The sequence below is a fragment of the Streptomyces sp. NPDC001732 genome, from assembly GCF_053596315.1.
Genome location: NZ_JBSFFY010000006.1, coordinates 39589 through 50409 on the forward strand (window position 1 = coordinate 39589; position 10821 = coordinate 50409).

The window sequence follows — 10821 nt, forward strand, 5'->3', positions numbered from 1 at the left end:
TCACGCATGCCCTCACTGCAGACGGGTTCGACTGCGGCCAAACCCCCGCGCCGCCTCCGTGCGGGAGCGGCGCGGGGACCTCGGGCACGATCAATGACTCACGCGTAGGTGATGGTGATCGGGTTGGCGACCTTGTACGTCGCCTTGAACGTGGCCGAGTCACCCGCGTTGAGCAGACCCGCGCAGTTCGTGGCGCTGTCGACCTTCAGGCCGGTGCCGGTGTTGATGGCGAGCTCGCCGGTCGCGTTGTTGTACGTCACGTTGCTCACGGTCCCGCTGATCACGGCGTTGCAGGTACCCAGGATGGTGTCACCCACCAGGTTGACCTTGACTCCGGACAGGGTTCCGGAGGAGATGCCCCCGCTGTAGCTGCTGGCGTTGATGCTGATGACGGCACCAGTGGCGAGCGAGGCCTTGAAGCTGGAGCCGAGCGGTCCGGGGCACGGGCTGGCCGTGGAGCCCCAGCTCACCGAGGTGATCTTCGCGAGGCCCGTGCCGGAGGGGTACGTACCGCTCGGGGCGGTGCCGCTGGCGGGAGAAACCGAGCAGTCCACCTGCTGGCCGGTGGTGGTGTCGACCAGGGTCGCCGACGTGCCGGCCTTGAGCGTGGCGGTGAAGCCGCCGCCCGCGGTGGGGTTGGTCACGGTCCACCCCGCGAGGGCGGTGGCCGAGGCGGACGTGGCGGCGAAGCCGAACGCGGCTGCGGCGACAGTGGTGGCGAACAGGGCGCGGCTGAGGGTCTTTCTCACGGAACTTACCTCCGGGAAGTGGAGTTGGACGTACCCGATTACCTCGCATCAGAGCCTGGGAATGGCCGGCTACGAGGGCGGCTCACATCGTGGAACGCAGAAGTCGATGGACTCGACTGCGTGATCGAACTCCGTGCGGATCGAACGTTACGAGCCAGTAGCCCGGCGCGGCAATACCCGATGCAGAAATTCCCGTACCCTCTCGGCAAATGCATTCCGCCTTAGCGAGAACTCAGCAGATCGCCACGATTTTCTATACGAAAGTGAGTAGTTACGTCCGTGTCATATGCCCACGAGGGGCCCGGACACTCACCTCGGACACAGTCGGCGAGCTCGGACCGAGCCACCGACCACTCCCCTACCCGCCGGTAAGACCGTCGGCCGCACGACCGGATACCGACCCGGCACGTCGCGCCCGACCGCATCGCTGAACTGCGTGGAGCGTCACGAAACCACGCTCCCCGAGCCCGGAACACACCGGCGGCCCACCTGTCGGCGCGGCCGGTGCGCACACCGCGCGCGGCAGCCGCACGGGCCGCACCGAAGGCGTGCCGGGACGGACACCCCGGAACACCCGAGGCGCCCGGACCGATCGGCTCCGGCCATGAAGAAGTTGATGAGTTATCCATTCCGGTCGACCGGTTGAGAAACCGGCCCGCGAGAATCCCCAATGATTTCCCGATGCCGAAGAATGCATCTCCACAAGCCCGATTCCTGCACCTTCGACACCCCGTGAACCGACACCCGACGCGGCGGTCGCCCTACCACAGGAACACCTCCACGAAAGAATGCCCACCACTTGCGCGAAACCTCATAAATCCCCCGGACAACAATCAGTTACCCACGGTTACTTTCTTGTTCTCGGGAGAGCAGAAGCCCGAAGAACATTGTCCGAAAGTGAGCACTCCCGCCTCACCTGCACCGAAGCACTTCCAACGGGGCGAGATGCATGCCCCTTGCACTTCGATCTTGCCCAAGCAGTGGGCACGTCCCCCGACTTGGTCTATCTTCATCGCGAACTTGGTACGCACCTGTCGGTTCGTGGGAGCGCTTTCCCCACCGCCTGACCCCCCACCGGGCGCCGGAGAGCAAGGGGACAGTCATGCCAGAACTCATACAGCCGTCGGACACGGGGGATCCGCTGGGGCCGCTCCCCCAGGAATTCGCCGCCATCATGCGGCCCGAACTGCCGAGCCTCATCAAGGAGATCGGCGTCGAGGTCACCCGGGCCTACCCGGAATACGCCCGACTGCTCAACGGCCCCAACGGGCAGGCCATCCGGGTCGGCGTCGAGCAGAGCCTCTCCTCATTCGTGGACCTGGTCGCCGAGCCGTCCGCCTCGACCTCGTCGCGCGACGACATGTGCCGCCGGTTCGGGCGCTTCGAGGCGTACGAGGGCCGCACGATGGAGACCCTCCAGGGCGCCTACCGCCTCGGGGCCCGGGTCGCGCTGCGCCGCGCCGAGAAGGTCGGGCGGAGCCACAACTTCTCGCCGACCCTCATGCTCAGCTTCGCGGACGCGCTCTTCGCCTACATCGACGAGCTGGAATCCCTGTCCCGCGAGGGCTTCCTGGAGGTGCAGTCGCAGACCGGCGAACAGACCGAGGCGATGCGCCGGCGCCTGCTGCACCTGATCCTCGCCGGGCGCCCCGCGCCCCGTACCGCCATCGCGGAACTGTGCGAGCAGACCGGCTGGACCCTGCCCGACGAGGTCACCCTGGTCGCCGTCCGCTCCCCCGCCGCCCTGGACCGGGCCGTGGCCGACCGCGACGTCCTGGCCGATCTCAGCGACCCCCAGCCGCACTTACTCGTCCCGGGCGCGTTCGACGACGCCCGAAGACGCATGCTGGACGAGGCACTCCTCGGCACCCACGCCGCAGTCGGCCTGACCGTGCCCACCGCCCTGGCCTCGGACTCGATCCGCTGGGCCCGGCGCGTGCTCGAACTCGTCGACACGAACGTCATCGACGACGCGCCCGTCGTCCTCTGCGAGGACCACCTCATCACCCTGTGGCTGCTCTCCGACCCGGTCCTGGTCGACCAGCTCGCCCGGCGCGAACTCGCCCCCATCTCCCACATCAGCACCACCCGCCGGGAACGACTGGTGGAGACCCTGCGGATCTGGCTGGACACCCGGGGCACCGCGGCCCACATGGGCGAGCTCCTGGACGTCCACCCGCAGACGGTCCGTTACCGGATGCGCAACCTCGAGTCCATCTTCGGCAAGCAACTGACCGATCCCGAGAGCCGGTTCTCCACCGAGGCCGTCCTGCGCGCGCTCCAACTGCGGTCCCGGAGCGGCGAATCCCTGCTCTGAATCGACTTTCAGCCGGATCACGTCGTTCACCAAGAGTCAACTTACTTACGAGTAAAGCAAAATAGCCGGTCACTCTCAAACGGTTGCCACACGGAGACGTTCTCAACGAGAAACCCGGAACTGTGTGCCGTACACATGGAGGAGTCGGCCGCCCGTCCGGCGGCCGGCCCCGCACCGCCTCCTGGCCAATCGTTCCGAGAGGGAACCACCCATGACCGCCTCGCACCTCCTCGTCCCCGTGCCGATCCCGGACCGGGTCGCCGCGCTGATCGGGTCCTGCATCCCGCCGCACATCCTGCAGGCGGAGTTCGACGCCGACTGCGCCGCGCGCGAGGTGCGCCGCTTCCGCGGTCCGCTCCTCTGCGTCGAGGACCAGGCCGACCGCGAACAGGCCCTCTCCGACCTGGCCCGGGCCAACAAGATCCTCGCCGCCCACCACCCCCGGCTCGCGGTGCGCCCCGGCAGCCCGTGGTGAGAGGCGGGTGACGCGGCCCCCGCCGGGACCGTGCCGCCGCCTCGAGGCCGCCGGTCGGGTCGCGGGACCCTCTCGCGCATGATCCGGTACGCCCCCCTGGGAATCGGCCGCGAAGGCGGGCGAGAGGATGTCGGGCAGGCACGGTGCTTGCGACGCGGTCGACTCGTACGGCGCGGACGTCATGGCGCTCCGGAGTCGGGAACGGGCAAGGCCGTCGAGGTTATTGATCATCCGGCCACCGACACACCCCCGGGAGAACGACATGCCCTCCGGATCGCGACCGTCCGTCCTCTTCGTCACCGATCTCGCCTACGAGGCGCGCGGCCGTCGCTACTGCGACGAGGACATCCTTCTGACGTCACGGCTGCGGGAGAAGTTCGACCTGGCGCTCTGTCACCCCCGTGACGCCGCCGCCCTGCTGGACGGTTTCGACGTGGCCGTCATACGCAACAGCGGCCCCGTGCTGCACTACCAGGAGGCGTACGACGCGTTCCGCGCACGGGCGCGGGAGCTGGGCGCACGGGTCTACAACCCGCTGCACGGTCGCGGGGACATGGCGGGCAAGCAGTACCTGGTCGATCTGAGCCGGGCCGGCCGTCCGGTGATCCCCACGGTGGACCGGGCGGCCGATCTGGGATCGCTGCCCGAAGCGGCGCAGTACGTGATCAAGCCGAAGCTGGGGGCGGACTCGGTCGGTCTGCGGTTCGTGCGGGAGGCCGCGTTGGCGGCGGACGAGGACGGCACGATGCTCGTCCAGCCGCGGATCGACTTCCGCTACGAGGTGTCCTTCTACTTCGTCGACCACGACTTCCAGTACGCGCTGTACGCCCCGCATCCGGAGCGGCGGTGGGTGCTGGAACCGTACGAGCCGAGCGCGGCGGATCTGGAGTTCGCCCGCGGGTTCGTGGAGTGGAACACCCTTCAACACGGCATCCAGCGGGTCGACGCCTGCCGGACCGCCCGGGGAGAGCTGCTGCTCGTCGAGTTGGAGGACCTCAATCCGTATCTCTCGCTGGACCGGGTGGCGGAGCCCGTGCGGGACGCCTTCGTGGCCCGGCTGAAGGCTTCCCTGCGGGACCTGCTGGGCTGACGACACGTCCGGCCGTCCCCCACATGCGGGAAGCGGCAGCCGGTGTGAAGGTGCAGACGTGACCACCACCGCCAGCGGGACCGCTTCGGCCGCGCCGAGTGCCACCGCGCCGCCCGTACTCGATCCGCGCCGCCGGAACATCGTCTTCGTCACGATCGTGCTGGGGATTCTGCTGGCCGCCCTGGACCAGACGATCGTCGGCACCGCCCTGCCGACGATCGTCTCGGACCTCGGCGGCGCCGCCCACATGTCGTGGGTGGTCACCGCGTATCTGCTCGCGGAGACGGTGGCTACGGTCCTGGTGGGCAAGTTCGGCGACCTGTTCGGCCGGAAGATCGTCTTCCAGCTGTCCGCGATCATCTTCATCACCGGTTCGTTCCTGTGCGGACTCGCGACCGACATGACGCTGCTGATCGTCTGGCGCGGATTGCAGGGCATCGGCGCCGGCGGGCTGATGGTCACCTCCATGGCACTGATCGCCGATGTGATCCCGTTGCGCGAGCGCGGCAAGTACCAGGGGGCGATCGGCGCGGTCTTCGGGGTGTCGACGGTGATCGGACCGCTGCTCGGCGGACTCTTCACCGACCATCTGAGCTGGCGCTGGGCGTTCTACGTCAATGTGCCGATCGCGATCCTGGTGGTGATCGCCGCGGCCCGGACGATCCCGTCGGTCAAGGCCGCCGGGCGGCCCGTGATCGACTATCCGGGCATTGCGATGGTCACGATCGGCGCGAGCGCGCTGATCCTGGCGACGAGCTGGGGCGGCAACGAGTACGCGTGGGGCTCGCCCGTCATCGTCGGCCTCTTCGCGGGGGGTGCCGTCGCGCTGGCGCTCTTCTGCCTCGTGGAGTTCCGGGCGAAGGAACCGATGCTGCCCATGCGGCTGTTCCGGAATCCGGTCTTCACCGTCTGTTCGGTGCTGAGTTTCATCGTGGGCTTCGCGATGCTCGGCGCGATGATCTTCCTGCCGACGTATCTGCAGTACGTGGACGGGGACTCGGCGACCCTGTCGGGGGTGCGGACGCTGCCGATGGTCATCGGGCTGCTCGCCGCCTCGATCTTCAGCGGCAATGCGGTCTCCAAGACCGGAAAGTACCGGATCTTCCCCATCGTGGGCTCGCTGATCATGGTGGTGGGGCTGTATCTGCTCTCCCTGATGGGCCCGGACAGCGGGGTGTGGCCGGAGTCGCTGTACATGCTGGTGCTCGGGGTCGGCATCGGCCTGTCCATGCAGGTGCTGACGATCGCCGTGCAGAACACCGTGGACTACTCGGACCTGGGCACGGCGACGTCGGGCGTGACGTTCTTCCGTACGCTCGGCAGCTCCTTCGGCACGGCGGCCTTCGGCACGATCTACGCGAACTCCCTCAAACCGAACCTGACCGGCGGCATCGAGGCGGCGGCGCGGGCGGGTGGCGACCCCGCGGTGCTGGCGAAGGCGGCGCAGAGCCCGGAGGGGCTGCACTCCCTGCCCGCCGCGCAGTCGGCGCCGCTGGCCCAGGCGTACGCGGACACGCTGCACACCGTGTTCCTGTGGACGGTGCCGGTCGCGGTCCTGGGGTTCTTCGTGGCGCTCTTCCTGAAGCAGGTGAAGCTGCGGGACACCGCGCGGGTCGGTTCCACGGACATGGGCGAGGGGTTCGCGCAGCCCGGGGCCGGCGACTCGGCGAGGCTTCTCGAATTCGCCGTGGCCAAGATCGTGCGCGGGGCGGGTCCGGACACGGCCCGGCGGATCGTGGCGGACTCGGACACCCGGCTGGACATGGCGGGTGCCTGGGCGGTGATGCAGGTCGAGCTGTTCACCCGGATGGTGGGCCATGCGGGCCTGCGCCTGATCGCGGCCCGGCACCGGCTGCCGCCCGAGGTGCTGGTGCCGGTCTTCGACCGGATGATCGAGGAGGGCTACCTCACCGGCGACGGCCGTCTGTTCACGCACACGGCCGCCGGGCGCCGGGAGGCCGCGACGATCACCGAGGCGTGGGCCCGGTGGCTCGACGGACGCCTGGACGAGAGCGGGACCCGCCCGGACGACCGGCAGCTGCGGGCGGCGGTGGACGCGATCGCCAAGCGGCTGCTGGCGGAGGACCTGGCGCAGGAGCTCGCCCCGGAGAAGGAGCGGGCGGTGACCGTCGCCTGACCGGGTCCGGCGGCTGCCCGGCGCCGGTCAGTCGACGAAGACCGCGGCCGAGTACACCCAGGCTCCGTCGTGCCGGACGAACCGGCTCCTCTCGTGGAGCGAGTCCGGCCGGCCGTCGTCCGTGTAGTGCGCGCGGAAGGTGACCGTTCCCGTGGTGTGGAACGGGCTGCCCTCCGTCGTCTCCAGGACCTCCAGGCGCACCCACCGCATCCCGGGATCGAAGTCGATGGCGGGCGGCCGGGTGTCGGGGTGCCAGGTGCGCAGCAGATACGCCGCGTCCCGGACGACGAAGGCGGCGTACCTGGAGCGCATCAGCGACTCGCAGGTCGGCGCGGCGGCGGTTCCGGCGTGCAGGCGGCCGCAGCAGTCCGCGTAGCCGACGGGCAGACCGCACGGGCACGGCGATCCCGCGGTGACCTCGGAGGTCCGTGCTTTGGCGGCGGGCCGCCCCGGTCGTGTGGTGCGTCGTGACATGCGCCCATTGTGACCTGCGGTACGACCGACCCGGAAAGCCGGTGCGCACCGGCGCCGGACGACTGGTGCGCACCGGGGCCGAGAGCGGACGAGGGTGCCTGGCCGGGTGCGGGCGGGGGGCCTGGCCGGGTGCGGGCGCCTGGCGGGGGGCGGCGCGGGCACGGGCGCCGGGCCGGAAGCGGACGGGGGTCAGGGCTTGCGGGCCACGCCCGCGTAGCCCGGGATCGGCCCGTCACCGGAGACTTCGACGACCTCGCCGAGTTCCGGGTGCCAGTCCGCGGAGAGCGAGACGCCCGGCTCGACGAGTTCGAGCCCGTCGAAGAACGTGGTGACCTCGGCGCGGGAGCGCAGCCGCAGCGTCATTCCGCGGGCCCTGTACAGGGCGGACGCCTTGGCCGCGCTGTCGGGGTCGAAGTCCCCGGTGGTGTGCGAGAGCACCAGGTAGCTGCCGGAGGGGAGCCGCTCGACCAGGCGGTCGACGAGTTCGGACGCGCCGTCCTCGTCGCCCAGGAAATGCAGCAGGGCCAGCAGCGACAGCGCGATCGGCCTGTCGAAGTCGAGGACCGCCCCGGCCGCTTCGAGGATGAGTTCCGGCCTGCGGGCGTCGGCCTGGATGTACTCGGTGGCGCCCTCCGGGGTGGAGCGCAGCAGGGCCGCCGCGTGGGCGAGGACGATCGGGTCGTTGTCGCAGTAGACGATGCGCGCGTCCGGAGCGGTCCGCTGGGCGATCTGGTGGAGGTTGGGCTCGGTGGGTATGCCGGTGCCGATGTCGAGGAACTGGCGGACGCCGTTCTCGGCCAGCCACCGGGTGGCGCGGTGCATGAAGGCCCGGTTGACCCGGGCCATGTCCCGCCCCCTGGCGTCGAGGGCCAGCAGCTGCCGGGCCATCTGCTCGTCGACCGGGTAATTGTCCTTGCCGCCGAGGAACCAGTCGTACATCCGTGCGGGATGGGGCTTGCTGGTGTCGATCTCGACGGCTCGGGGGTCGTGCCCGGTCATAGCGAGCTCCATGGGTCCATAGGTCGGCGGGCAGCAGCAGTGTGAGGGCGGAACGGCGGTGGCGCTGCGGATTCGGTCGAGAAGGCCGGTTCGGGTGAGCGCTCCGGCCGGTTCGGGGTGGCCGATCGGGTCCGGACGGGGTGGTCCGGACGACGGGCGGGGGGTGGTGGATCAGGTGAGGAGGAAGTCCGCCTGGCCGGACTTGGCCCCCTGGATGAAGGCGGCGATCTCGCCGTGGGAGTAGATCAGGGCGGGGCCGTCGGGATCGGCGGACTGGCGCATGGCGACCCTGCCGTCGGACAGCTTCATCGCTTCGACGCAGTTGCCTCCGTTCCCACCGCTCCACGGCTTGTGCCAGCCCTCGGTGCCCAGTTCGGCAGCCGGCATGCCGTTGTATATGGGTTCCATCACAGCTCCTTGCGGAAGTCCCGGAGGATTTCCTTCGTGCGTTGTGCAGTGGCGGCCTGAGCCGCCATGCGATCCATGACTTCGAGGTAGGAGGCCACCTCGGGGCGCGCGTCGAAGTAGACGGCTCCGGTCAGGTATTCGCTGTAAACCATGTCGGGGAGTTCCGGGACGCCGAACCGGAACAGGACGAACGGGCCGTAGGTGCCCGGGTGGTGCCCCGTCGAGAATTCCGCGATCTGCAGCGTCACATGGGGCAGCTCGGTCGCTTCGAGCAGCCGGTCGATCTGTGCGCGCATGGCGTCGACGCTGCCGACGGGACGGCGCAGCACCGTCTCGTCCATCACCACCCACAGCTTCGGGGCGTCCGGTCCGGTCAGCAGGGACTGGCGCTGCATCCGCAGCGCCACATGGCGTTCTATGTCCTCGGGTCTGGTCTGGCCGATGGCCCCGGTGCGCATCACCGAGCGCGCGTAGTCCTCGGTCTGCAGCAGTCCGGGAACGAAGTGCGGCTCGTACATGCGCAGGAGGCTCGCGGCGCCCTCCAGACTGACGTACATGCTGAACCAGTCGGGCAGCACGTCGTGGAAGCGCTGCCACCAGCCGGGTTTGTTGGCCTCCTCGGCCAGTTCCACGAAGGCCTCGGCCTCGTCGTCGGCGACCCCGTACGCCTTCAGCAGCAGCTGCACGTAGGGGATCTTGAGAGCGACCTCGGCGGTCTCCATCCTGCGTATCGTCGCAGGTGCGACCCGCAGAACCTTGGCGGCCTGGTCGCGGTTCAGGCCGACGCGCTCCCGCAGATCCTGCAGGCGTTTGCCGAGAACGACCTGACCCACGGTCGGGGCGGACCGCGGTTCGCTCACTTCAGACCTCCCCATGCGCTGTTTGCGAGCAGTGTGCCATGCATGGACCATCCAGAACACAGCCACTCTGAAATTTTCAGAGTGCCCCTTGCCAAGTGTTCACGACAGGGGGAGAGTTGGTGAGTGAACCAGTTCACGATGTCGCGCCGGCCCTCATTCGCGTGAGAGCGCGGAGCGTGACGCAGCCCCCACTGTGAGGAATCGGTTGTGGCACCTGGCAGTGCGCTCATCCCCCGGCTCATGGATCTCAGCCCCGGGACGGAAGCGCTCCGGTACTGCTTCGCGCTGCCCGCGCACCCCGAGTCGGTGGCCGGCGCACGGCGGCTGACCCGGGCCCGGCTCGACCAGTGGCGGATGGACACGGACACCCATGACGCGGCGGTCCTGATCGTTTCGGAGCTGGTGACCAACGCGGTGGTGCACACCATGAGCACGCGCGTCGTGTGCGAGCTGCACCGCCTCCACAGACGGCTGCGCATAGCCGTGCAGGACCAGGGGCACCAGCCCGGCGGGCCGCAGCTGCGCCGCACCTCCGACGACGAGCACGGGCGCGGCCTGCTGCTCGTCGACGCGATGTGCAGCGCCTGGGGCTCCCGCGACACGGGCAACGGCTCGGGCCGCATCGTCTGGGCGGAGCTGTCGCACGGCCCGGAGCAACCATGCTGAAGAACGCCATGTCCCACCTGCGCAAATCACGCCGCCCCCGCGATCCCCGGCTCGTCACGGGTACGGTGCGCCTGCCGCTGCCGCCCACGCTGTCGGCGAGCCTGGGCTGCGACGCGGTGGGGGTTCCGGCCGGGTACGGCTTCCGGCTGATGTCCCACCTGCCGCGCACCGGCTGCGTCTTCGCGGACGCCGACCGCTGGTGGTGGATCGTGCCCGCCGGCTCGGATCTCGATCTGGACTGGCCGCAGCAGGTCGCCTACGCGAAAGGGGCCTACGTCTCCGCGACCCGGCCCCGACTGATCCACCAGCCCGACAACCGCACGCCGTACACCCCGCCCATTCCACTCTTCCTGATGGTGTGCCAGGTCACCGGCGTGGCCCCGTCGTGGGCGCCGTCCGGCGGCGAACGCGCCTTCTCCGCCCCCTGACGCCCGCGTCCGCGGAACCGGAGCGAGGAGCGCCCCTTCGGCCCCACGGCCCGTTCGCTCGCCTGCACACCACACCTACTCACGGAACGTGACGATTTCGGCAGTGGTGGATCGTGGACCACCCCCGCTGCGACCGACTGCGGGCCGGCCCGCCCCGGGCCCCCGACAGGGAACGGAAAGACACCTTCCGCCCGCCGTACGGCTGTCGTCGTTTTCTG

11 protein-coding genes are annotated in these 10821 nt (G+C 69.5%); 6 read left to right on the forward strand and 5 right to left on the reverse strand.

Features of this window, described 5'->3' with window-relative positions:
- Window positions 1–98: 98 nt before the first annotated feature.
- Entirely contained in the window at window positions 99–749 is a 651-nt protein-coding gene (locus tag ACWCXX_RS09135) for a hypothetical protein (RefSeq protein WP_451125688.1), read from the reverse strand.
- 1102 nt (window positions 750–1851) lie between these two features.
- On the opposite strand from ACWCXX_RS09135, the gene ACWCXX_RS09140 reads away from it, so the two are divergent.
- The 4 genes from ACWCXX_RS09140 (at window position 1852) to ACWCXX_RS09155 (ending at window position 6768) form a co-directional block, all read left to right on the forward strand.
- Window positions 1852–3066 carry a PucR family transcriptional regulator gene (locus ACWCXX_RS09140; RefSeq protein WP_451125689.1) on the forward strand — a complete coding sequence of 405 codons (1215 nt, stop codon included), beginning with the start codon at window positions 1852–1854 and terminating at the stop codon, window positions 3064–3066.
- Between the two features lie 211 nt (window positions 3067–3277).
- Entirely contained in the window at window positions 3278–3541 is a 264-nt protein-coding gene (locus ACWCXX_RS09145) for a hypothetical protein (RefSeq protein WP_451125690.1), read from the forward strand.
- A 262-nt stretch (window positions 3542–3803) separates the two neighbouring features.
- Window positions 3804–4631 (forward strand): hypothetical protein, encoded by an 828-nt coding sequence (locus ACWCXX_RS09150; RefSeq protein WP_451125691.1) that lies wholly within the window; start codon window positions 3804–3806, stop codon window positions 4629–4631.
- 58 nt (window positions 4632–4689) lie between these two features.
- Window positions 4690–6768, forward strand: coding sequence for an MDR family MFS transporter (locus tag ACWCXX_RS09155; protein WP_451125692.1), 2079 nt, complete (start codon window positions 4690–4692; stop codon window positions 6766–6768).
- A 27-nt stretch (window positions 6769–6795) separates the two neighbouring features.
- Here the strand turns inward: ACWCXX_RS09155 and ACWCXX_RS09160 are convergent, their stop codons facing one another.
- The 4 genes from ACWCXX_RS09160 to ACWCXX_RS09175 all read right to left on the reverse strand — a co-directional run bounded on the left by ACWCXX_RS09160 (window position 6796) and on the right by ACWCXX_RS09175 (window position 9509).
- Window positions 6796–7242, reverse strand: a complete 447-nt coding sequence (locus ACWCXX_RS09160; RefSeq protein WP_451125693.1) for a YchJ family protein — start codon at window positions 7240–7242, stop codon at window positions 6796–6798.
- A 189-nt stretch (window positions 7243–7431) separates the two neighbouring features.
- A complete protein-coding gene (locus ACWCXX_RS09165) occupies window positions 7432–8241 on the reverse strand; it encodes an SAM-dependent methyltransferase (RefSeq protein WP_451125694.1) in 810 nt (269 codons plus the stop codon).
- A 171-nt stretch (window positions 8242–8412) separates the two neighbouring features.
- Window positions 8413–8649, reverse strand: a complete 237-nt coding sequence (locus ACWCXX_RS09170; RefSeq protein WP_451125695.1) for a DUF397 domain-containing protein — start codon at window positions 8647–8649, stop codon at window positions 8413–8415.
- Window positions 8649–9509, reverse strand: coding sequence for a helix-turn-helix domain-containing protein (locus ACWCXX_RS09175; RefSeq protein ID WP_451125696.1), 861 nt, complete (start codon window positions 9507–9509; stop codon window positions 8649–8651). Before ACWCXX_RS09175 ends, ACWCXX_RS09170 begins: the two co-directional genes overlap by 1 nt.
- 207 nt (window positions 9510–9716) lie before the next feature.
- Here ACWCXX_RS09175 and ACWCXX_RS09180 point away from each other — a divergent pair, with 207 nt between their 5' ends.
- Together ACWCXX_RS09180 and ACWCXX_RS09185 are read left to right on the forward strand one after the other, a co-directional pair.
- Window positions 9717–10175: an ATP-binding protein gene (locus tag ACWCXX_RS09180; RefSeq protein ID WP_451125697.1), complete on the forward strand. Its 459-nt coding sequence runs from the start codon at window positions 9717–9719 to the stop codon at window positions 10173–10175.
- On the forward strand, window positions 10169–10603 hold the full coding sequence (locus tag ACWCXX_RS09185) for a hypothetical protein (RefSeq protein WP_451125698.1): 435 nt from the start codon (window positions 10169–10171) through the stop codon (window positions 10601–10603). The genes ACWCXX_RS09180 and ACWCXX_RS09185 overlap by 7 nt, the downstream gene beginning before the upstream one ends.
- The last annotated feature ends 218 nt before the right edge of the window (window positions 10604–10821 follow it).